The 22,627-nt window shown below is 59.7% G+C and carries 20 protein-coding genes and 1 pseudogene; 4 read left to right on the forward strand and 17 right to left on the reverse strand.

Translation table 11 applies throughout. The annotated features are described in order from the left end of the window. Positions 1-9: 9 nt before the first annotated feature. Positions 10-1,050 (reverse strand): DUF1648 domain-containing protein, encoded by a 1,041-nt coding sequence (locus ACZ6ZO_RS02430; RefSeq protein ID WP_465290272.1) that lies wholly within the window; start codon positions 1,048-1,050, stop codon positions 10-12. Beyond that, positions 1,047-1,388 (reverse strand): GntR family transcriptional regulator, encoded by a 342-nt coding sequence (locus ACZ6ZO_RS02435; protein ID WP_465290274.1) that lies wholly within the window; start codon positions 1,386-1,388, stop codon positions 1,047-1,049. Before ACZ6ZO_RS02435 ends, ACZ6ZO_RS02430 begins: the two co-directional genes overlap by 4 nt. An 85-nt stretch (positions 1,389-1,473) precedes the next feature. Here ACZ6ZO_RS02435 and ACZ6ZO_RS02440 point away from each other — a divergent pair, with 85 nt between their 5' ends. Next, a complete protein-coding gene (locus ACZ6ZO_RS02440) occupies positions 1,474-2,073 on the forward strand; it encodes a TetR/AcrR family transcriptional regulator (protein WP_465290276.1) in 600 nt (199 codons plus the stop codon). Next, positions 2,070-3,152, forward strand: a complete 1,083-nt coding sequence (locus tag ACZ6ZO_RS02445; protein WP_465290278.1) for a DUF6882 domain-containing protein — start codon at positions 2,070-2,072, stop codon at positions 3,150-3,152. The genes ACZ6ZO_RS02440 and ACZ6ZO_RS02445 overlap by 4 nt, the downstream gene beginning before the upstream one ends. 22 nt (positions 3,153-3,174) lie before the next feature. Here ACZ6ZO_RS02445 and ACZ6ZO_RS02450 read toward each other — a convergent pair whose 3' ends face one another. From ACZ6ZO_RS02450 to ACZ6ZO_RS02465, 4 genes are all read right to left on the reverse strand, one after another. After that, on the reverse strand, positions 3,175-4,209 hold the full coding sequence (locus ACZ6ZO_RS02450; protein ID WP_182386581.1) for an enoyl-CoA hydratase/isomerase family protein: 1,035 nt from the start codon (positions 4,207-4,209) through the stop codon (positions 3,175-3,177). A gap of 266 nt (positions 4,210-4,475) precedes the next feature. Then, positions 4,476-5,324 carry a polyphosphate kinase 2 gene (ppk2, locus tag ACZ6ZO_RS02455; protein WP_417926024.1) on the reverse strand — a complete coding sequence of 283 codons (849 nt, stop codon included), beginning with the start codon at positions 5,322-5,324 and terminating at the stop codon, positions 4,476-4,478. Positions 5,325-5,362: 38 nt separating this feature from the next. Continuing rightward, positions 5,363-5,689: a putative quinol monooxygenase gene (locus ACZ6ZO_RS02460; RefSeq protein ID WP_465290281.1), complete on the reverse strand. Its 327-nt coding sequence runs from the start codon at positions 5,687-5,689 to the stop codon at positions 5,363-5,365. 10 nt (positions 5,690-5,699) lie between these two features. After that, positions 5,700-7,409, reverse strand: coding sequence for an alpha/beta hydrolase (locus ACZ6ZO_RS02465; RefSeq protein WP_465290283.1), 1,710 nt, complete (start codon positions 7,407-7,409; stop codon positions 5,700-5,702). A gap of 144 nt (positions 7,410-7,553) precedes the next feature. Here ACZ6ZO_RS02465 and ACZ6ZO_RS02470 point away from each other — a divergent pair, with 144 nt between their 5' ends. Further along, on the forward strand, positions 7,554-8,072 hold the full coding sequence (locus ACZ6ZO_RS02470) for an Ltp family lipoprotein (RefSeq protein WP_465290285.1): 519 nt from the start codon (positions 7,554-7,556) through the stop codon (positions 8,070-8,072). A 4-nt stretch (positions 8,073-8,076) separates the two neighbouring features. On the opposite strand, the gene ACZ6ZO_RS02475 is transcribed toward ACZ6ZO_RS02470, so the two are convergent. From ACZ6ZO_RS02475 to rsmI, 8 genes and pseudogenes are all read right to left on the reverse strand, one after another. Continuing rightward, positions 8,077-9,870, reverse strand: coding sequence for an ABC-F family ATP-binding cassette domain-containing protein (locus ACZ6ZO_RS02475; RefSeq protein ID WP_465290287.1), 1,794 nt, complete (start codon positions 9,868-9,870; stop codon positions 8,077-8,079). Between the two features lie 14 nt (positions 9,871-9,884). Continuing rightward, positions 9,885-10,784 (reverse strand): 4-(cytidine 5'-diphospho)-2-C-methyl-D-erythritol kinase, encoded by a 900-nt coding sequence (locus tag ACZ6ZO_RS02480; protein ID WP_465290289.1) that lies wholly within the window; start codon positions 10,782-10,784, stop codon positions 9,885-9,887. After that, positions 10,781-11,668 carry a 16S rRNA (adenine(1518)-N(6)/adenine(1519)-N(6))-dimethyltransferase RsmA gene (gene rsmA / locus ACZ6ZO_RS02485; protein ID WP_182386588.1) on the reverse strand — a complete coding sequence of 296 codons (888 nt, stop codon included), beginning with the start codon at positions 11,666-11,668 and terminating at the stop codon, positions 10,781-10,783. Before rsmA ends, ACZ6ZO_RS02480 begins: the two co-directional genes overlap by 4 nt. A 23-nt stretch (positions 11,669-11,691) precedes the next feature. After that, a complete protein-coding gene (locus ACZ6ZO_RS02490; RefSeq protein WP_232843363.1) occupies positions 11,692-12,834 on the reverse strand; it encodes a resuscitation-promoting factor in 1,143 nt (380 codons plus the stop codon). A gap of 219 nt (positions 12,835-13,053) precedes the next feature. Continuing rightward, on the reverse strand, positions 13,054-13,893 hold the full coding sequence (locus ACZ6ZO_RS02495) for a TatD family hydrolase (RefSeq protein WP_465290291.1): 840 nt from the start codon (positions 13,891-13,893) through the stop codon (positions 13,054-13,056). Positions 13,894-14,091: 198 nt separating this feature from the next. Beyond that, positions 14,092-15,945: pseudogene (gene metG, locus ACZ6ZO_RS02500) on the reverse strand (methionine--tRNA ligase); the annotation flags it as partial. A gap of 33 nt (positions 15,946-15,978) precedes the next feature. Then, positions 15,979-17,754, reverse strand: a complete 1,776-nt coding sequence (locus ACZ6ZO_RS02505) for a BCCT family transporter (RefSeq protein ID WP_465290293.1) — start codon at positions 17,752-17,754, stop codon at positions 15,979-15,981. A gap of 173 nt (positions 17,755-17,927) precedes the next feature. Beyond that, positions 17,928-18,782 carry a 16S rRNA (cytidine(1402)-2'-O)-methyltransferase gene (gene rsmI, locus ACZ6ZO_RS02510; protein WP_465290295.1) on the reverse strand — a complete coding sequence of 285 codons (855 nt, stop codon included), beginning with the start codon at positions 18,780-18,782 and terminating at the stop codon, positions 17,928-17,930. 49 nt (positions 18,783-18,831) lie between these two features. Here rsmI and ACZ6ZO_RS02515 point away from each other — a divergent pair, with 49 nt between their 5' ends. Then, entirely contained in the window at positions 18,832-20,400 is a 1,569-nt protein-coding gene (locus ACZ6ZO_RS02515; RefSeq protein ID WP_465290297.1) for a dolichyl-phosphate-mannose--protein mannosyltransferase, read from the forward strand. Between the two features lie 6 nt (positions 20,401-20,406). Here the strand turns inward: ACZ6ZO_RS02515 and ACZ6ZO_RS02520 are convergent, their stop codons facing one another. Genes ACZ6ZO_RS02520 through sepX form a run of 3 tightly spaced genes read right to left on the reverse strand, consistent with a single transcriptional unit; the run spans position 20,407 to position 22,616 of the window. Continuing rightward, on the reverse strand, positions 20,407-21,120 hold the full coding sequence (locus ACZ6ZO_RS02520) for a zf-HC2 domain-containing protein (RefSeq protein ID WP_465290299.1): 714 nt from the start codon (positions 21,118-21,120) through the stop codon (positions 20,407-20,409). Then, positions 21,120-21,521 (reverse strand): DoxX family protein, encoded by a 402-nt coding sequence (locus ACZ6ZO_RS02525; protein WP_182386595.1) that lies wholly within the window; start codon positions 21,519-21,521, stop codon positions 21,120-21,122. The genes ACZ6ZO_RS02520 and ACZ6ZO_RS02525 overlap by 1 nt, the downstream gene beginning before the upstream one ends. Positions 21,522-21,554: 33 nt before the next feature. Next, the gene (sepX, locus tag ACZ6ZO_RS02530) at positions 21,555-22,616 is read right to left on the reverse strand and encodes a divisome protein SepX/GlpR (protein ID WP_465290301.1); all 1,062 of its coding nucleotides are present in this window, start codon (positions 22,614-22,616) and stop codon (positions 21,555-21,557) included. Positions 22,617-22,627 lie beyond the last annotated feature (11 nt).

The following is a 22,627-nucleotide window of genomic DNA, read 5'->3' on the forward strand; positions in this document are numbered from 1 at the left end:
TCCTAGGTTTTACAAAAACACTAGCAGCAGCGGCGCGAAGCTCACGAGCAGCACGGTGACGAGGTAGATTGTGCCGAGCGGGTGCGCGAAGTTGAAGGACACGCCCACGCCATCGCGCTTATCGACGATCCGTGCCGGGTCATCCTTATTCACATAAAACATCCCGGCCTTGTAATAGCTGTCTGAGCGGAAGGACCTGCTGTATTCCCGGGGATAGCGGGCGCGGGCTTTATCCATGGCATGCATGATATAGGCGATGAGGCCAATGGTGCCACCGATACTCCCCACCAGCGTCAGCGTGACGGCAACCCCCATGAGCCCTGACCAGTCGGGAATCACCATCGCCAGCTGCGCCAGGCTCAGACCCGCAGCTAATGCAAACTCGAACCATCCCAACGCCGTGGCCGAAGCCGAAACCGCTGCCCCCGTTGCGGCCATGCCTCCGGGGCTGGTGTCAGTTCGGGCGTAGATCGGCACAACCAGAAACGGTGCCATGCATCCCAAGAGCAACAGCCACACCACCAGGTTAAGAATGCTCATGGCAAACACGGAGCCCACCGATTTGTCGGACCACGCATCGGGTTGCATGGATCCGTCAAAGTGCGTTGCGAAGGTCGCTGGGATGTCGGGCCAACGTGTGGCGACGTAAGCGGTGGTGAGCAGGATGATCGCCAGGGCAAGCCAGTAGCCAAGGAGATTCACGGGCGGAACGGTGATGATGTTGTCGCCATCACCAGTGAGCGATCCGCTCAGGACTTCGCCTTCAATGCGATGTGCCTGGATGTGGCGTCGAGAAGCCAGCCAGCACCATCCTAAGACGGGGATCGCCGCCAGCCCGATGGGCACGGCGAAAGCAGGAAGCGCCACAGTCAGCACAAACATGAAAAGTGCAGCCAGGATGCAGCTGCGATTGAAACGACGAAACTCCGGAGCGCGGTCGAAGTCGAAGGGAACACGATATCCGAAGGCAGTTCCGTGGGGAGCAAGCCGGGTATAGAGCATCCCGGAACAACAAACGAGGGCGTTCGACAGAGCCAGCAGAATTGTCATCTCGCGTGCTCCTGTTCTAGTTGCGCAAGGCAGGACCGAATCTCTGCAGCGCTAAACCCCTGGTCGAGCAAAATCCCCAGCTGCTGCACAAGCAGGTCAATGCTGTTTACCGCGACGAAGGTGCCCAGGCGGCCACGCGTTACGACGATCCCCTGTTCCTGAAGCAGGTCGTAGGCTTGTTTAACTGTCGCAGGGTTAATCCCAAAATCAGCAGCCACCGAGCGGACAGAGCCTAACTTCGAGCCACGTTTCAGGCGCCCCGCGGTGATCTCGCACACTATCGAATCGCGAAGCTGCAGGTAAAGGGGCGCAGGATTCTCAGTATTGAGTGAAACCATCCCACATCCTTTCTGTATCAGATTATACGATACAGAAGTTAGTGTTAGATTTCTTGAGGTAAGTAGTCAATCGAATGGACACCATGTGCTGACGCATCGCGAGAAAAAGAAAGCTGCCACCAAAACAGCCCTAGCCACCGCTGCCGCAGAGATCGCACTCTCAGAAGGCATCGCCGCAGCTACCGTTGCGAAAATCTGCCAAACGGCTCATGTTTCGGTCCGCACCTTTCACAATTACTTCTCTTCCCGGGACGAGGCCCTGCACTTCTTCAGCACCGAAGCGATCGATGAGTTCTGCCAGATCATTGTAACCACTTCCCCGGGCGCTGACCTCCTCGCCACTATTGAGCAGGTCACGCTGCAGGTACTCCACCAGGATGCGCAAAGGTCCCAGAGCTTGCGAGGAATCATCGCCCTCACCGGACCAAACTTCTCCCCCACTGGAATTGACCTCAACCGGCTGAGTTCGAGCGTCGTCAGCAGCTACCACAGGTTGCACCCGGAGCTAACCACAAACACAATCGAGTGGGTGGTCATTGTCACCGCCCAAGCACTGGCGGGTAGCCTCGTCCGCTTCTTCCATGGCGGTGCCAATGACACAATTGGGCGCACCCCGGAAGAGTGTGTGACCAACTGCATGAGGGTGCTCCGCCACGGTTTCCAGCTACCAGAAAGCAAATCATGAATTTTCACGCCCCCACCACCGTTTCCGAGGTCGCTGCCGACGGACTCGTACGGCAACGCTGGGTCGATTCCCTGATTCCGCAGCTCATCGGCCCAGTGGTCGCCACCGAGGTGTCCCATACCTCCGACCACGATGCTGAGGTGCGTTTCGGGCGTCAGCACGGCCCGGACCTCACATTCCCTGCTACCCGCGTCGCGAATGTGACTGAGGATGGGTGGCAGTGGGCGTCGTTAAGCATGCAGGAAGCCGCCGAGCGGTTCAACCTGCCTGAGCTGTGGGGCAGCGTCGGCGAAGAACACCCTGACTTTATCGGTGCTGCCCGCACGCTCCACGGCGGCATGCCGATCCTGCGCGCCACCATGCCAGGTGGCGACACCGCCATCCTCGCCGTATGGCTCACCCTGCCGCCCCACGGCCCAGAGACACCACTGCTCACCGCAGCTGGCCTGAGTGGCCGCCCCGTCGACGCCTACCTCGCCACCAACCCCACCGGAGCTATCCTGCGTGACGGCGCCCTCTACGACCTGCCCGGCAGCATGCTTCTCGACGACATCCGCGCCGACGCCTGGCACCTCTCCGCCGAGCACCAGCTGCTTTACGACGCCCTTGTCCCCCACCCCGGCACGTACCTCGACCTAGCCACCGGGTGTGCTCATCTGACCACCACCCGCGGGCCGCTGTCCGCTAACGCAACCGTTGTCGCCACCGTCACCGACGACCAATGGACCTGGAGCTGGGCAGACCCCCACCTCGTCCGCACCCCACACGCTCATGCAGGGCAGCAACTCCTCGAGTTTGGGCAGCACCAGCTCCTCCCTGCCCTGTGCACCCCCACCCTCCCCGTGAAGTGCGCACAGCAGTGGAACCTGGACATCGTGGTCAAGCCCATCTTGCGCAGCTGGACCCACGCCTTCATCCCCATCACAGCCGACACCTACGCGGTGACGCTGCTGAGCCACCCCGAGCTGCAACTGCCACCGCTCACCCCAGAGGTACGCGCTGCCGTCCTCGCACAAAACGTGCCCGCCCCGCTATCTGCGGAACGAGCACAACAGTTCTACGACGCCGCCAGGAGCTAGCTGCTGTAGCTAGCTCCCATGGCTAGCTCAGCACCGAACGGAACTGGATCGGATCCACATCGCTCGGTTTATCCGGAACGAACGTCGGATTCCGATCTTTATCCACGAGCACAGCACGCACACCTTCCACAAAGTTTGGCTGGCGGCGCAGCACGGAACCGATCGCATACTCATTGTGCAGGCCCTTTTCTACTGAGTCTGCTTCTTCGTTCGCGGTGTACAGCTCCACGGTAGCGACCATAGAGGCCGGGTTACCTGCACTCAGCAGATCCCATACCAGGTCCACGAACTCCTTATCCGCCTTACCCAAAGCTTCTTCAATGTCAGCCCACGTATCGTGGCCAAAGCACTCTTCGATCACCGCGAGATTGGCCTTGAGGAAGGACTCCTCTTCCAGATCAGCGGCATACTTTTCTAGTGCCTCGTCCAGCGACTCCGCGATCAGCATTTCAGTGAACTGCTGCATGTCCTCGTGCGGCACATAATGCGTCGCCAGACCCGTGTACAGCATGTCCGCGGCTGTAAGGCGGTAGCCGGTCACACCGGCAAACTTCGCGACCTCCGGCAGCGGACGCCCCTCCTGGCTCTCCACATGGGTGCTCATCCACGAAACTCCCACGTCAGGGACAAAGCCAATGGCCACTTCCGGCATCGCAGCGAACGCCTTCTCAGAAATCACGCGGTGGCTGCCGTGAGCACTCACTCCCAAACCACCGCCCATCACCACACCATCGATAATCGCGACATACGGCTTAGGAAAGTTCGCGATCATCGCGTTCATGGTGTACTCAGCCTGCAGGAACTGATCCCCGAATTCGTGATTGCCTTCCACCGCCTTTTCCCGCACCACTTTGATGTCGCCGCCCGCGCAGAACCCTTTCTCCGAGTTCGAAGTGATGATGACGCGATGCACCTCCGGGTCATCGCGCCACTCCTCCAGCTGCTCAGTGATAATGCGGACCATCTCTGGATCCAGCGCATTCAAGGCCTTCGGACGATTAAGGGTCAAGACGCCGGTTGAGGCGCGGGTTTCAGTCAAAACTTCAGGTGTAGTCATACCCACGAGTGTGCCAGATTTTCGTGGTTCGAGTATCGGAAATCAACGTGTTTATTGCTGCTTCAACTTGCTGGCTGCGAACCAGCGACTACCCGATAGGGATTTGTTGTGCGTGGCAAATCCCTTCGCCTTCCTGACGCAAAAACCGAGGAGAATAGCTGGCCAAGGCGTAGGGATTAGGATCCGGAAAACAAATGGCTATCAGCACTCGCAGGTATGAAAAGCACGGAAGGCGTACCCCTACGCCTTCCGCGCTCTATCAGGACTTATTTGGACTTCTTCTTGTCCTTCTTAGCCACTTTCTTTACTTCCAGTTTTTCAGCGACATCGGGGACGTAGCGGAAATCGGAACGTGGCGGGCGCACGTAGTCATTGACGGACGCTGGGCGCTCTGGGATCTCCGGCATCGGGCGCTCGATCTTCTCGTAAGGGATGGTCGAGAGCAGGTGGCTGATGACGTTGATGCGGGAGCGCTTTTTGTCTTCGGATTCCACGGTGTACCACGGCGCGGACGGGATGTCGGTGTGAATGAACATCTCGTCCTTGGCGCGGGAGTATTCCTCCCACTTGGTGATGGACTGCAGGTCCATGGGGGAAAGCTTCCAGCGACGCAGCGGATCATTGCGGCGGGACTTGAAGCGCTTGACCTGCTCTTCATCGGAGACGGAGAACCAGTACTTGCGCAGTAGGATGCCGTCTTCCACCAGGAGGCGCTCGAAGATCGGCGCTTGGTGGAGGAAGCGACGGTATTCCTGGGAGGTGCAGAATCCCATGACGCGTTCGACGCCACCGCGGTTGTACCAGGAGCGGTCGAAGATAACGATTTCGCCCTTGGTTGGCAGCTTTTCCACATAGCGCTGGAAGTACCACTGGCCCTGTTCACGGGAGTTCGGTGCCGGCAGCGCTTCGATGCGGCAGGTGCGCGGGTTCAGGTACTGGGTGATGCGCTTGATAGCGGATCCCTTACCTGCGGCGTCGCGGCCTTCCATGATGATGACCACGCGGGCGCCGGTCTCGACGACCCATTGCTGCATATCGACGAGTTCAGCCTGGAGCCGCTTGAGCTCAGCTTCGTAGGCTTCTTTGGATAGCTTTGGTGGTTTGTTCTTTCCCATATCTATCAGCCTACTTCCCCAGTTGCTTTAACCCTTAATTAACCTTCTACTTTGAATTCCGCCATCTCGTCCCATTCAGTCTTGCCTGGGATGAGGGTGTTGATGATGGTTGGGGTTTCCACCAGCAGCTTCGGCATATCGACGCACGCCTGCTTGAAGTGCTCAGAAGAAACGTGCGCCTCGGCGGCATCATCATTGAAGCCTTCGACGAGGATGAACACGTCTGGCTCGTCAGTGGATTTGTACCACTCGAAGAACAGGCAGCCGTCCTCAGCGCGGGTTGCGTTGGTGAAGGCGGCGACTTCCTCACGGAACGTGTCGACGAACTCGGGGCGGACTTTGTATTTGACGTTGATGAGAATCATGGGAACCAGCCTAGTAAACCACCAACGCCTCGCGCAGGGGCTCCAGGTCACCCTCATATCCCGTGATAGCAGCGAGCCCATCGAGCACTTCCGAACCGTAGTTGTGGCCATAGTAGGTGGGCACGCTCACCGAGTTCGCCATGTCCAAGGTCACCTGCCAGAACGTCACCACTGGCTGCCAGCTCATGCTAGGGTGCCGGCCAATCCCCGGCGATTCCCGCAACCAGTCTGGCTGTTCAAACAGCAGATTTGGCGACCACCAGACGATCGGATCCGTGGCGTGCTGGATATAGAGGATACGCGGGCGATTCCAGGGGGCGGCGTCGTGAAGCATGCGCCCAATCTGCTGCGAGTTTTCCGCAAACCGCACCGTGGTACCGCCGCCATACTCCGGCGCGACTTCGCGGGTGCCGGGGTCGCGGCGCAGGCTTATCGACGCCCACAGCTCATTCGAGTTCGGTGGCCCTACCCACAACACGCCATCGAGCTGGCGGGTGATATCGCGCACCCCGTCGAAAGCTCCCTCCCCTTGGGTGGTTCCCAGCGATTCACCGAAGAGGTACAGCTCGGGGCGCTGCTCTGCTGGCAGGCTATCGCGCCAAGCAACCATCGCAGAGACCAGCGCCTTGCCGGATTCATGGACTTGAGTTTTGGAGGAAATGAACTGCACCGGGGATGGCAGGTTTGAATATTGCATGGCCACTACAGCGGTATCACCGCCATACAGCAGCTCGAAGGATTGCGCGGCCGTCGGATTTACCCAGCCGGTACCCGTGGTCCCCGCGATCAAAACGGCTTTCCGTTCGTGCGCGTGGGTCCGGCGCAGGTCAGCAAGCAGCCGGGTTGTCTGCTCCGAGGGATCCTCAGCTCCGCGCAACCCCGCATACATCCGAATTGGTTCCTTGGCAGGCTGACCGGTCACCCGCTCAATGTCGGCCTTGCTGGGCCCCATCGTGACAAAGCGAGAGCCCTGCGCGCCCAGGTCATCCCACCTATTGAAGGAATATTCGGAGCCGGACTTCAACGGGTCACTTGGGCGTTGTGCATCAGGGTCAGGAGAAGCATTCGTCACCGCAGCTCCCGACTCAAACACCCGAATGACGGTCCCGGGAATCACCGAGTCCACCAGCCACAGCCCGAGACTCAGGGCAACGAAACCGGCAATGATGGAATGGGCAGCTGCGGTCCAGTGGTCCGGGGCGATACGGGCTACAAAGCGCCCCAACTGCAACAACGCGTGGACAATGAGCAAGACGAGCGCCCACAGTCCTAACCCAATGGGAACGATTCCGAGGGCTTTCCACCCCAACTGCTGGGGCATGCCCATATATTCGTGTAGTTCACGTTGCCAGCGAATCGCTGACACAGAGATGTAGCTCGCCCACACCAAAACTAGGGCGAGCAGGACCAGTTCCAACCGAACCCTAGCTTTTTCAGAAAGAGCTGCCCATTCTTTGAATGCCGCCCATTCCTCCTCTAGGGCGAATGCTTTGAGGAATTTATGGCCGAACACCGCAGCTACTTCCCTACCCCAGTTCCGCCAGTTCCAGCGCAAAAACACCCCGAGCCCGTAGCCCGATGCAGCTGAAAAACCGCTGGCCACTGCTTGGAACAGCCAGCTTCGTGGCAGCAGCGATGGGGTCGCAGCCACGGCGAACATGATGCCACCGAGGATCAAACCCCAGGAGTTGAGGCGTCCAGGTTTGAAAAAACCACCCATGGCTCCCCAGTGTAATCCGGCTGCAACTTCAGCAAATTGGAACAGGTGTTCTCTTTTCCCGCAGTTATGTCCGGCAGCCCAGCTAACGTTCACTTTATTCACAGCATTAGCAGTTCCACTGCACAGATTTCTAAGGAGCTTTCCATGACTTACCCATCCCCTCAGCAGCAACCGGTTCGCAAGAAGGCCGGTTGCCTCACCTGGGGAGCAATCGTGGCTGGAGTCGTCATTTTTGTTGGTTCTTGCTCCGCGCTGATGAGCAGTACCAATGACTTTTCGAGCACGGCGCCTGCTTCACATTCGGTCGCGTCTCAGCCAGCGCCACTACTGCTTGAGGCATCGGACATGCCACAGGTCACCAAGGAACAAAAATCCGCGCTGCGCAAAGCCGAAACCTATTCAACGATGATGCACATGTCCAAGCAGGGAATCTATGACCAGATCACCAGCCAGTACGGTGAAAAGTTCTCACCGGAAGCCGCCCAGTATGCGATAGAGAACCTACAGGCCGACTACTACAGCAACGCGTTGGAGAAAGCGAAGTCCTATCAAGACAGGATGGCCATGTCACCGGACGCGATCTATGACCAGCTGGTCTCCGAGTACGGTGAGCAATTCACGCCCGAGGAGGCCCAATACGCGGTGGACAACTTGGAGCCTTAGCCGGCTATTCCAGCTCTTCGCCGAGCTCCATCCACTGCATTTCCAGCTCCTCCAGCTGGGAGTTCAACTCTGTGAACTCAGTGTTGAGCTTGACCAGAGCTTCGGTATCCACGGCTTCCGCAGCTGCTGCCATCTTGTCATTTACGGTGGCTACGGACGCACGAAGTTTATCCATCTTGCGTTCCAGGGCGTTCATCTCTTTGACGATGCGCCGGTGCGTCGCCGCGTCTACCTTGGGTTCTTCGCGAACCGTATCAGTCTTCTCCCCCAGGTCAATCACCCCGCCTTGGGATGCTGCCAGGGCGGATCGGCGCGATAGGTACTCTTCGATGCCACCGGGCAGGTTGGTGAGTTTCCCGTCGCCAAACAACGCCCAGGTGGAATCACAAATACGCTCGATCAGGTAACGATCGTGAGAAATGACCACCAGGGTGCCGGGCCAGGAGTCCAGCAGGGACTCCAGCTCTTGCAGCGTATCGATGTCTAGGTCATTGGTGGGCTCGTCCAGCAGCAGCACATTCGGCTCAGCCATAAGCACGCGGGTGAGCTGCAGGCGGCGGCGCTCGCCACCGGAGAGGTCTCCCACTGGGGTGCGCTGGCGCTTCGCGGAGAACCCGAGTCGTTCTGCCAGCTGGGAGGCAGACAGTTCCTTCTTGCCGAATTGCACGTACGTGGCTACCTGCTCGACGGCGTCGATAAGCCGCAACGTTGGATCCAAGTCATCGAGTTCCTGACGTAGCCACCCCAGTGCGACGGTCTTGCCCTCAATGCGACGTCCGGCAGTGAGCGGGTGCTCGCCCGCCAGCGTGCGCAGCAGGGTGGTTTTGCCGGACCCGTTGACGCCGACGAGGCCGATGCGTTCGCCCGGCGCGAGTCGCCACGTAAGGTCTTCCACCAGCACGCGGCCGTCCGGGGTGGATACTGTGGCGTCCTCTAGCTCGATGACGACCTTGCCCTGGCGTTTCTTGGAAAAGGCCATCAGCTCAACACTGTCGCGTGGAGACGGCACGTCTGCGATGAGGGCTTCGGCTGCTTCGATGCGGTAGCGCGGTTTGGAGGTGCGGGCGGGTGCGCCGCGGCGCAGCCACGCCAGTTCCTTGCGGGCCAGGTTTTGGCGACGCTGCTCGATGGCGTCGGCTTGACGAGCGCGTTCGGCGCGGGCGAAGGTCCAATCGTTGTAGCCACCTTCGTAGGTGTCGACAACGCCGTCGTGGACTTCCCACGTGCGAGTGGCGACAGTGTCAAGGAACCAGCGGTCGTGGGTAACCACCACGATGGCCATCTTGGTCTTGAGCAAGTAGGAGGCGAGCCATTGGACGCCTTCCACGTCGAGGTGGTTGGTGGGCTCGTCGAGCACGATCAGGTCAAGATCCTGCACCAGCGCAGCCGCCAGATTCGTGCGACGGCGCTCCCCACCCGAGAGCTCCCCTACCGGCGTATCGAGCCCCAGGTCAGCAATCCCCAGGCCCCCCAGCACCTCACGCACCTTCGGGTTCGACGCCCACTCGAAGGTCTGCAGACCGAGGAGCTGCAGGACCACCTGCCCTACCGTCGCTGCCGGGTCGAGCTCTGCACGCTGCGTAACGACGGCCATCCTCAGTTGCGAATTGTGCGACACGCGCCCCTCATCCGGCGGTTCAATCCCGGTGAGGACTTCTAGCAGTGTCGTTTTGCCGCCACCGTTGAGGCCCACAACGCCGATGCGGTCCCCGGTCTGGATCCCGAGCGAGACGCCATCGAGGAGGGTTTTCAGTCCGAAGGACTTGGTGACATTTTCAAGATTGATCAGGTTTGCCATGGTAAGAGGTCATTCTAGTCCACGTGTGCACCGGCAGCGGGCCCCTGGGCCACTGTGGTCGCGGTAGCGACCCCAGCATCCAGCACATAGTCCGCTACTTCGGCGGCGTGTTCCGCGGACTCGCACAAGAAAGCCACAGTGGGCCCAGAGCCTGACACGATTCCGCGCAGAGCTCCGGCCTGTTCACCTGCATGAATAGTCTTGCGTAGCGCAGGCATGAGTGACAGCGCCGGCGCCTGCAGATCGTTAGCCAGGTGGGGTGCTACCTGCTTTGGGTCGCCCGTGAGCAGTGCCGCGGCCAACTCATTACTGCCGGTAGCTCGGGGCATGTCGGGTTTCGCATCCCGCATGGCGTCCAGGGTGTGAAACACCTTCGGCGTCGATAAGCCAGCGCTATTGAAGGCGAGCGCCCAATGGTAGCTACCCCGTGAGAGCACCGGCACCAGGTTTTCCCCGCGGCCCGTCCCTAGCATCGTGCCGCCGAGCAAGGTGAAGGGAACGTCGGAGCCGAGCTGTGCAGCGATGTCCAGCAGTTCGGGCTCATCAAGGCCCGCGTATGTGTTCATTGCGCGCAGGGCCGCCGCCGCGTCCGCCGATCCACCAGCCATCCCACCGGCAGTAGGGATCCCCTTGTGCAGGCGCACGTCGACGGCCGGGAGCGAAGCGCGATTCGCCATCAGGTCGATAGCCCGCCACACCAAATTCTCCGCTGTGGTTGGCACCGACGCCGCCCCCAGCCCAGTGACGTTGAACGACTGCACGGTGCCTGGATCCCCAGCCACCGGGGTGATCTCCAGGCGGTCCTTGAGCGACAGCGACTGAAACACCGTTTCCAGCTCGTGGTACCCGTCCTCGCGGGCATCGCCGACACCTAAGTACAGGTTGACTTTCGAGTGTGCGTAGGCGGTGATCATTGGGTGACTCCGGCAAGCCGAACGAAGTCCGCGACGCCTAGTTTCTCGCCGCGTTCGCTGGGAGCGATACCCGCCGCGACCAGCGCTGCCTCGGCCTGCGCACCACCTCCGAAGTGACCGCTCAGCGCCGCCCGGAGGGTCTTGCGGCGTTGCGCAAACGCGGCGTCGATCAGCGGAAACACTTTCGCGCGAGTCTCATCATTGAGGGGCCACGGCTCATCGCCCGCTGCGAAACGATCGATGCGCACCAAACCGGACTCGATCTTCGGCGCAGGCCAGAATACATTTCTACCGATGGATCCTGCGCGGCGAACCTCACCGTAGAACGCGGCCTTCACACTCGGCACACCGTAAATCTTTGATCCAGGGGTCGCAGCTAACCTGTCCGCCACCTCGGCCTGCACCATCACCAACACGCGGGTGATGGACGGAAATTCGGCGAGCAGGTGCAGTAGCACGGGAACAGAAACGTTGTAGGGCAGGTTTGCGACCAGCGCCGTCGGCATCGGTGCACCCGCAGCCTCGAAATCTCCAGTACTGACCTGGAGCGCATCTTTCAGAATGATCCGCAGGTTGTCCGCATAATCGGGGGCTCGCCACGCCACGGTGTGCGGCAGCTCCCCGGCCAGGCGTGGATCGATCTCCACCGCGGTCACATCTTTGACGGTGTCAAGGAGTGCGAGAGTGAGCGAGCCCAAGCCCGGGCCTACCTCCACCACGTGGTCGTGCTCGCTGACATCCGCAGCGGCGACAATCATCCGAACCGTGTTGGGATCGTGCACAAAATTCTGGCCCAGCTTCTTAGTCGGGGTGACATCCAGTTTTTCAGCAAGTTGCCGAATTTCCACCGGACCTAACAGCTGAGCCAAAGCGCGTGATTCCATGCTTTAAGAATCTACCGCAGGTGCTATCGAAGTCCCAGCTTCGCGGTACATGCCGGCCAAGCGCCCCAGCCTTGGGCTGCCTGAACCTTTTGAGCCACAGCAATTTGCTGCTCTCGGGTAGCCAGGTATGCGGCCGGCGCGTATTCGCCACCGCCGAACCCGAGCCAGGTGGAAGGGGTGAACTGCAAACCGCCGGAGAAGCCGTTACCAGTGTTGATCGACCAGTTACCGGTGGCTTCACATTGTGCGAGTGCGTCCCAAACAGATCCTTCAGCCACAGCAGGGACGGCTGGTTTTTCCTTGGTGCCTCGCTTGATGGTGGCAGGGGTGGCTGGCGCGAGCTCCTTCTCCTTCACCACGGTCTCGCCCACCACGGCACCGTTTTCCTTGCGGATCTGCTTAGTCACATCCCGCTTACCTGGCACAGCTGGGGTGAGCTCTTCTTCCTTACCCTGCTCCAACTCGGGGTCATCAACGTAGGTAGGTTCTGCTTCGAACTCCTCCACCGCGGAGACCTCATCGAGGTCAACCTTAGTCACGCTGATCTCAGTGTCGTTGGTGACACGGGTGTCCAGAGCTGGGAATACTTTGTCATCGCCATCGACTGCGATGCCCTGCGCCTTGAGGACGTCGGCGATGGTGTCCGCAGCGATCTGCGTGTAGGTGACTTTACCGGCGTTGTCCAGCTTCACAATCTTTGGCGTCACCACGTCCACGGTGAATCCGTCGAGCGGGATCTTCTGATCTGCGGGGACAGAGATTTTGTCCGCTGCCTTGACCCCACCGACTTCGGCCATGAGCTCTTCGACGGTCAGCGCGGTGGAAGTCACCTTCACCGGCTTCCCGTCGATCACCACGGCCACCTGCTTAGCGGAGCGGACGGTAATCCGCTCGCCATCGTTCAACATTGTGGTCGGGCTGGGCGCTACCACATCCTGGGCTTGCACGCTGACGCCAGCCTGCTCCAGAGCCCCAGCGACGTCGTTAGAGAAGGTCGTGAGAGTGATTTCCTCGCCATTGACATCCAAAACGATGTCCTTTTTCATCCCCACGGCTGAGACACCACCGACGAGCAGGGTCGCCAGCATGCCGCCGGTCGCGATACGCAGCGGGACAGAATGAGCCGAGTTCAGGCGGTTGATCCGGGACTTTTGATGTACACCCACGGTGTCAATCACTCACATTCGCTTGAAGGACTTACAGTGCGCGACCGGACGAAGAATAACAATCCGGCCCCATTCTTCGTCACGGTACGGTAACAACCCGCTGAAGTCCAGCACTTTTTCGTTGCTTCTTAAATCACGCGAGTGTTAGTTCAGCTCGAAATATAACAATTCACAACTCAATTAACACGCGACCTTGCGATTTAAAAACCTGTGATGTTGCTAATAATCCAGCCCGTAGACCCGATCAAAGGTCGCATTAACCGCAGCTACCACATCGCGCGGATCCTCCCCGCGAGCCTCAGCAAGGCACAACGCGGTGTGGCCGACGAACGCTGGCTCATTGCGGCCACCACGGTACGGCTCCGGAGTCATATAAGGAGCGTCAGTTTCTATGAGGAACTGCCCCTGCGGTGCCAGTCGCGCAACCTCACGCAGTTCGTCGTTGCGCTTAAAAGTGAGGTTTCCGGCGAAACTCAACACGTACCCGCGCTCCAGCGCCTCTTTCGCAACGTCAAGTGGCGAGGAAAAACAATGCAGGATGGTCTCTTTTGGTGCGGGTGCATCCTCTAGCACGCGAAGCAACTCCTGATCAGCCTCACGGTTGTGGATCATCAGCGCCTTTCCTGAAGACACAGCAAGGTCAATGTGCCAGCGCAGCGCTTCCTCTTGCGCATCGAGCGGCGCGCAGGTATCGGATTTATCGATCCAGTAGGTGTCCAGGCCGGTCTCGCCAATCGCGACGCACCGCGGGTCAGCAGCCATGTCGGTGAGCTGCTGCTTGACGACGTCATTCAGCTCTAACGCACGGGTCGGATGGATCGCACAGGCCGCATACACCCGTTCATGGTTCCGGGCCGCCTCCAGGGCGAGCTCGGCTTCTTTGATGCCATCTCCAACGGTGCAGATTTTATCGACACCGGCAGCAACAGCGCGGTCAACAAGCTCCCTCACTTCCTCTTCGGTGGTGGCGCCACACGACGCGAGGTGTGTGTGCGCATCCACTAGGCCAGGGAGAAAGTCGGCAGGTTCAGGCTTCGGTCGAGGTTTCTTCTTAGACACGGCTCCCCATCCTAGCCATACTTTCCATCGCCCACGGTCTGCTGCTCTCGTCCCTATAACGCGAAAACCCGGGAAGCATTTCCCGGGTTTCGGCCAGTTTAGTGGCTTCAGATATGCTTTTTCTCTGTTTTTCCTCCGAGATCCGGGAAATGCTTCCCGGGTTTTATGCCTCGGAGCCAGTGGAGCTGGTAAAAGCTGCTACTGCACCACTGGCGCCCACTCGGGGCCGGTCTCCCCTAGCTCAGGATCCAGCTTCGCAATCAGTGGCTTGGGCTTCGCCAGCGCCGTGCCCGGCTCGACGGGTACGCGCTGCCACACAGCCTGTTGATTACCGTAATCACCCATGATGACCGGGTAAGTCTTCCCCTCGGCCGGCAGATTCACACCAACTGGGTTTACCGGCATATCATCCTGAACTTCGACAATCGATGGCGTCGCCGCCCACACCCCTTCGCGTCCAAGGGTTTCGTGTACTGCCTGCGCAATGTGTGGCAGGTACGGGGTGAGCAGCGTGTTGCAATCGGACACGACCTGCAGGGCGGTGTGCAACACCGTGGCCAGGCGCTCCCGCTGGGATTCGTCCTTCGCCAGCTTCCACGGCTCCATTTCCGCGATGTAAGCGTTGGCCTCACCCACCACGTGCATAGCGTGGGTGATACCTACCTTGAACTTGTTCTTCTCCAAGGCCTCCCCGACGACGTCAAAGGCGTTCGCGGCGAGATCAAGGATTCGCTGGTCAGCGTCGGTAAGCGAGCCTGGCGTTGGCACTTCACCGAAGTTCTTGTGTGCCATGGAGACGGTGCGGTTGACCAGGTTGCCCCAGCCGTTTGCGAGCTCGTTGTTCACGCGGCGGACGAACTCGTCCCAGGTGAAGTCGGTGTCGTTGTTTTCTGGGCCGGCAACAGCGATGAAGTAGCGCAGCGGATCCGGACCAAATTCGCGAAGGAAGTCCTTGACGTAAATGACCACGCCTTTGGAAGAGGAGAACTTGGAGCCGGACATGGTGAGGTACTCGGAGGAGACGACCTCGGTGGGAAGCTGCAGCTCACCAAGGGAGCCTGCGGTGCCTTCACGGGTGCCCAGGCCTCGGTAGCCGAGCAACTCGGCTGGCCAGATCTGGGAGTGGAACGTGATGTTGTCCTTGCCCATGAAGTAGTAGGACTGTGCGCTTTCAGAGGTCCACCAGTCGCGCCACGCCTCGGGACGGCCCACGCGGTGTGCCCATTCGATGGAGGCAGACAGGTAGCCGACGACAGCGTCGAACCACACGTACAGCTTCTTGGCGTTGTTGTCCTGCCAGCCGTCCAGTGGGATCGGCACGCCCCAGTCGATGTCGCGGGACATGGCGCGCGGACGCAGGTCTTCCAACAAGTTCAGGGAGAACTTGAGCACATTCGGGCGCCAGTCCTTGCGCCCCTTCAACCACTTCTCCAGTGCGCCAGCCAGCGCAGGGAGGTCGAGCAGGAAGTGTTCGGTCTCCACAAACTGCGGGGTTTCGCCGTTGATTTTGGATACCGGATCGATAAGGTCGGCTGGATCCAGCTGGTTGCCGCAGTTATCGCACTGGTCGCCACGGGCACCACTCGCGCCACAGATCGGGCAGGTGCCCTCGATGTAGCGGTCCGGCAGGGTGCGCCCGGTGGAAGGACTGATGGCGCCCATCGTGACCTGCTTAATCATGTAGCCGTTATCGTGCAGGCCCCGGAATAGCTCCTGTACGACGGCGTAGTGGTTGCGGGTGGTGGTACGCGTAAAAAGGTCGTAGGTCAGTCCGAGCCCCGCCAGGTCCTCCACGATCTGCCGGTTGTAGCGGTCCGCGAGCTCTTGGACAGTCACGCCTTCCTTTTCTGCTTGCACTAGCAGCGGAGTGCCGTGTTCGTCCGTGCCTGAGATCATCAGCACGTCTGCGCCACGCATTCGCTGGAAGCGGGCGAAAACGTCAGAAGGAACACCGAAACCCGCCACATGTCCGATGTGACGGGGTCCGTTGGCATACGGCCAGGCAACAGCTACGAGCACAGACTTTGTCATGCTCACTACCTTACTAAGCTCCTGGCGGAATGCTGTATTTAGGGGCGCACAGCCTTAACGACGTCCTTTGATTGCCTTCTTGTTTTGCAGGCGTTGCCGTTTGCGTCGTTCCATCTTGGCGTGGATCCGGTGCTCGCGGGCAAGGCGTCGCTGGAACTTGGCGTGTGCCTTCGCCTCGAGGTACAGCGGATCCTCGGATAGGCCTTTCACCACCGCGAACATCAAAGCGACGAGAACAATGAGGAATGGGCTAGCGACCACGATAGTGATGCTCTGCAGGTTGCTGAGCGAGTCTTCGCCACCTGCCAGCAGCATGGTCAGGCCGATGACTGCAGTCAACACGCCCCACACGCCAGTGATCCATGGTCGTGCCTCCAGGCGGCCGTTCTGGCTCATTGAGCCCATCACGGTAGATGCAGAGTCAGCGGAGGTGATGAAGAACACTGCCAGCAAAATCATTGCCACAGCGCCTGCGATTTGACCGCCTGGCAGCTGGTGCAGCAGATCGAAGAGCTGACGCTTCGAGTCGCCTTCGCCCCACACCGATTGGCCCGCACGCTCGAAGGTCACGGCTGCGCCACCGAAGATTGCGAACCACACGACGGTGACGGCGGATGGGATGAGCAGCACACCAATCACGAACTCGCGGATAGTGCGTCCGCGGGAGATACGTGCGATGAACATGCCCACGAATGGGCTCCAGGACATCCACCACACCCAGTAGAAGATTGTCCAGCTACTGAGCCATTTCCCTGCGGTACCATCAGCGGTTTCACCAGTGCGCGCCGCCATCTCAAAGAAGCTAGACAGGTAGTTGCCAATGCTGCCCGGGATGAGGTTGAGAATGGCTACCGTTGGGCCGAACACGAAGACAAAGATCGCGAGCAAAACGGCCAACACCATGTTCGTATTGGACAGATATTGAATTCCGCGGCCGACGCCAGACATGGCAGAAATCAGGAAGGCCAGGGTCAGGATGAGGACGATGGTGACCGCCGTTTTATCGCTCGGGTCTTTCACGAACCCGCTGGCGGACAGCCCTGCAGCGATCTGAGTAGCACCGATACCGAGGGAACATGCGGTACCAAACAAGGTGGCAATAATGGCCAAGATGTCGATGATCTTACCGATGGGCCCCTCAGCACCATGCTTGCCAATCAGTGGAATGAACGCGGAGCTCAGCAGCTGCTTGTGCCCCATCCGGAAGGTGGCGTACGCCAGAGACAGCCCCACGACGGCGTAAAGCGCCCACGGGTGCAACGTCCAGTGGAAGAGCGTAGTGGCAAAAGCGGTGCCCACTTCATGCTTCTCGTGTCCCGGCACGCCGTTGCGGTAGAAGGTCAATGGCTCGGTCACACCGAAGAACATCAGGCCGATACCCATACCTGCGGCGAACATCATCGCAATCCAGGACGGGGTGGAGAATTCGGGAGCTTCGTCGTCTCTACCGAGTTTGATATTGCCGAACTTCGACAGCGCGATGGCGACAACGAATGCGACAAAAATCGTTCCGAACAGAACAAACGCCCAGCCAAAGTTGGTCACCACAAAGCTCAGGCCCGTGGAAGCAAACTCAGCAAGGTTGTCTGGGAACAGCAAGCCCCAAGCGATGGCAAGGACAGCAAAGACAGCCGCCACGATGGTCACTGGCCAGTTAATGCCTGCAGATTCATCCTCAAAGGCGTAGTCAATGTTGCGATCCAACACGGACTCGTCATAGTTATCGCCACGGTCAATCATCTCCGCGAGAACGGCCGTGGCTGAGGCTTCCTGTGCGACAGGCTCAGAATGTTCGACGACTTTAACGTCTTCATTTTCGTCAAGGGTCATGACCTCCAGCTTCAGCGTGTCACTGGGGCAATCTCAAGCTGATACGCCACCAAAACACAGGAAGCGACCCCGCCTACACCGCATTGTTACCCTTTCGTGACATGCAATGCCACTGGTCAAAGCGGATAAGCACGGGGTAATTATTACATAACTACAACAATTAGCTAACAGCGTTAACTTTTTCCGGTTTTCTGCGACACTACTGCGTCGTAGATCTCTTTCTTCGACACGCCATAGCTAGCGGCTAAATCGGCAGCCACCGCCTTCACTCGCTCCCCCGCGTGTACCCGTTCGATAGCCACAGCAACCACAGCTTCCAAATCCACCACGACGTCGGAAGCGCCCTCAATAACGACCGAAATCTCCCCTTTCACACCATCGGCAGCCCACTTCGCAAGCTCTGGAAGTGTCCCGCGGCGCACTTCTTCAAACATCTTCGTCAGCTCCCGGCACACCGCCGCCCGACGCGAGCCACCGAGCACCTCCGCGGCGTCGGCAAGCGTGTCAGCGATGCGATGCGGGGATTCGAAAAAGCACACGGCGCGCTGCTCTGCTTTGAGGGATTCGAGCCAGGCGCGGCGCGCGCCCTGTTTACGTGGGGCGAAGCCGTCGAAGGCGAACTGTCCGACGGGTAGGCCTGATAACGCCAATGCGGTGGGGACAGCGGAGGGGCCGGGGAAGCAGGTCACGGAGATGCCGGCATCGTGGGCCGCTTCGACCAGCGGGAAACCGGGATCGGAGACGGAGGGCATGCCCGCGTCGGTGACCACGAGCACGGATCCGTGGCGAGCGGCGTCGATGAGCTGCGTGACTCGACCTTGCTCGTTGTGGTCAAAGTTGGACACTACTTGGCCACAGATCTCCACCCCGAGGGCCGCGGCGAGGTTCCGGGTGCGCCGGGTGTCCTCCGCAGCGATCACATCAGCGTGCTCGAGGGCATGTCGCAGTCGAGGCGAGGCGTCATACGGATTTCCTAAGGGCGTGGCTGCGATGATGATGCCGCGGGGCAGGTCTCCAAGTGGTTCCATAACTGTTAAGCATTGCACAAACTTCGTGACTATTACTTAATATGAATCCGTGACCCACATCGCTGCTACACCTAACATCGCTGGCCCCCCGCCGAAGTTGCCGGTTGCGGAGCCGAGACGCATTCAGCTGTCCACCGTGGACGCTGTGGTCTTTGGTGTCATTGGCGTGCTCGCTGCGATTTCTCGATTCATTGGGCTGTCGGGGGCCACTGACCAGGGCACACCGGTGTTCGATGAGAAGCACTATGTGCCCCAAGCCTGGGATATTGTCACTTCCTCCACTAATCCGATCCTCGGGGGCATCGAGTCAAACCCCGCCTACGGTTTGGTGGTACACCCGCCACTGGCAAAGCAGATCATCGCCATTGGCGAGCAGCTCTTTGGGTACACCCCGCTCGGCTGGCGGGTGATGACGGCACTGTTTTCCACCCTGACGGTACTGCTCATCGTCGCGATCGCGCGTCGCTTAAGCCACTCGCCGACAGTCGCCGCCTGGGCGGGCCTTCTCGCCCTGAGCGATGGTGTGCTTCTGGTGGCAGGGCGCTTCGGGATGCTCGATATTTTCCTCACCCTATTCGTGGTGCTGGCGGCCTACTGCTTGATTCGCGACCACCAGCAGCTACGGGAACGCTTTTATCGCGCGTACCTAGCCGGTCTGGTTCACCAGAGCGATCTGGGCCCTCGGTGCGGGTTCCGCTGGTGGCGCTTCGCCGCAGGAGTATCCCTAGGGCTGGCGTTATCCGTCAAGTGGTCGGGCCTGTATTACATGGCATTTTTTGGTGTCATGACGGTGCTGCTGGATTACTGGGTGCGGCACCAATACCGCATCAAACGGCCATTTCTCGGGGCTGTGTGGCGCGATAGCATTCCTTCCTTCGCTAGCATTGTCCTGCTTCCGATAGCGCTCTATGCGTGGTCCTGGCGCGCGTGGTTTGCCAACGAGACTTCCGTGTACCGGCATGCAAAAGAAATCGGGACGTTTTCAGAGGACAAATGGTATTTCAACCTGCCCGACGCACTGGCTAACTGGTGCTACTACCACGACACAGTGTTGAAGTTTCACGCCTCACTGACCAGCTCTGGCGGTCATTCCCATCCGTGGGATTCTAAGCCGTGGTCGTGGCTGGTGGCGGCGCGCCCCGTGCTGTACTACTCCCAAACCGGCCTGACGTGCTCGGGCGATGCAGCTTGCCGACGCATGATCTACCTCTTCGGCATCCCGACGATTTGGTGGCTTACTGTCCCAGTGGTGCTGTGGGCGATTTGGTGCTTGATCGTGAGGAAGGATCGCCGGTTCGTGGTGCCACTGGTCGGGTTCGCGGCCGGGTTCATTCCCTGGATCCTGGCGTATGACCGCCAGATGTACTTCTTCTACGCCATCCCATTGGTGCCGTTTACCATCGTGATGATCGCGCTTACCCTGGGGCTCATTGCCAACTCCACCACCCTGGTGCAGGTTCCCGGACGGCACACCCCACTACAGCTCGGCAAAGCCGTCGTGCTTGGTTATCTGGCTCTCGTCGTCATATCCTTCGTATACTTCAGCCCCATTTTCTATGGCATTCAGATCACTGATGATCACTTCCATTCCATGATGTGGCTGCGCAGCTGGAAGTAATACTTCTTACAGATCAGTTTGCGGTGTGGCCGTGACGGATCGGACCATCCGGTCCACTGTCCCTGTCCGCAGCGTTGTCAGCCACGCGAGCAGCACCAGCACCGCTGTGGCAAACAGCAACGCAATCCCCCACACATCACCAGCCGTGGCGAACCCCAGAACGAGGTCGCGCACCCCGAAGCCCAAGGAGAAGGTGAAGAGCGCCCCGAAGACCGGGAACAACCCCGCGGCGGATTGCAGCCGCCACGCGGCGAAAAAGAGACCAAAAGCCATGGCCATGCGGAAGGCGGCAGCGTCGAAAAGCAGCCCGGCTAGGAGCGGGTCATCCGTCGCGATCAGCGTGCCGGCGGGAAGCCCACTGACGGGCAGCGCCGCGACGTTGGTGAGCAGCATGACGGCCCAAGCCACGTAGATGAGTCCGAACACCACCAGCAGTACCCGAGCTATGGCCTCGGCAAGCGCGAATCGGGTGGCTTGCTTGCGCCGCACTGGTTCCACACCGGCCAGGATCATTGCCGTGAGATCTGGCGGGGTTTCTGTCTCTATGTCGGATGCATCTTGGAACGCCATCATGCGGTTCAGCGCTGTGATGCGTTCGTAATATGCTTGGCAATCCGGGCAACCGGACAGGTGAGCGTCGACAATGTCGTCATCGAAGGGGCTGTCCTCGCCATCAACGCGCGCGGAGAGCGCAGCCCGCACCTGGTCGCACGTTAACATCAGGACAACGCCCCATCGATGCTCGCACGGCCAGAACCAAACACGACAATAACCAGCAATGCCACCACCAACACCGCTGTGTACTCAATACCGTTGCTGCTCACAAAAATTCCATTTTCAAGGTGCACGAAATACAGCGCCGCAGCAACCAGCAACGCCAAGGCGCCGGCAACGAGGGTAGTCAATAGGCCGATCACCAGCAGCGCTCCCCCGACTAACTCCACACTCCCCACCAGATATGCGGACAGCTTCGGCTGGGGAATCCCGAAGGCGCTGAACTGGCCTGTGGTTTCCACCATGCCGGTAATGAAGAATTTATCCCACCCATGGGCAATAAACACAAACCCTAACACTGCGCGCAACAGCAACAGGGTGAGATCACGAACTACCGGCTTATCCATGGTCAATAGATTACTGCGAAGGGTGCGCTGGGATTAGCTCACCCGGCGTGGCTCAGGGGTAGAATCGTGATCCTGCTCTGGCGCGAAATGCGCGGTGGTTTCTGGAAGGTAGGCGAAATCTGGGCTTTCATCATCCAGTTCCAGCACTACTGCACCCGGGCGACGCAACCGAGGCGGAAGCCCCAGTTCCACGCCTTCCGCGGAGCGAACCCCCAGGCGAGCCCGGCGCATATGCCGAATCCGGCGGGCGCGCAGCTGATGTTCCTGCTGCACCTGTTGCCGCAGCACATAGAGGTAAAACGCGGTGAGCGCCAGGACGACGGCCGGAGCGATCCAGACCCAGCCACCGACGACAGCCGACACGATGACGCTGAGCACCAACACGCTGACCAGACCAATGAGGGTCCGCTGCCGACGCTGGAAGCGGTTGGCGGTGGCCAGGGCGTCTGCTTCTGGATCGTATCCGCCACGGCCGCGTCGTTTAGCTGCGAATTCCAGGTCGGCTTCGCTCAGTTCCTCGTCGTTGCCACCGTCTTCTGCGTCGTAGTTCGCAGACTCCAGCTCATCGACGGGCTCGTAGGTGGCATCGTCGTGCAGGTAATCCGCTGGGGAGAGGTAGGCCTCGTCATAGTCGTAGTACTCGCCCTCGTCATCGAGGTAGTCCTCATCGTAGCTGTCCTCTTCCAGCTCAGATTCTGCAGGCTCTGGGGCTGGCAGCTCGGCCACGACGGAGCCCTCAACAACGTCCATGTTGTCCACACGTTCGGCGGTTTTGTTTCGGCCGAAACGTCCGAAGGCCTGGCCGATGCGATCGCTGAGGTGACCGGTTCGTTCATCCTCGTCATCGATGAGCACGTCATCAACCTCAACCAGCTCCATGTCTTCGTCGTCCAGGTCGGACGCATGGACATCTTTCGAGGACAAGCGCGGTTTCCGGCGCTGCAGGGAGACCTCGTCGCCACCTGAGTGAATGACGCGGGTTTCTTCGAACGCCTCATTAGTGTGGCGAATCGGCTTCCGGCCACGCAAGGCAATCGGGGCCAGCACAAACAGCCATACCACCACGATCAGAACGATGGGAAGAGTTCCGGACACGCGGGAGCACC

This window comes from Corynebacterium sp. NPDC104732 (genome assembly GCF_055583565.1).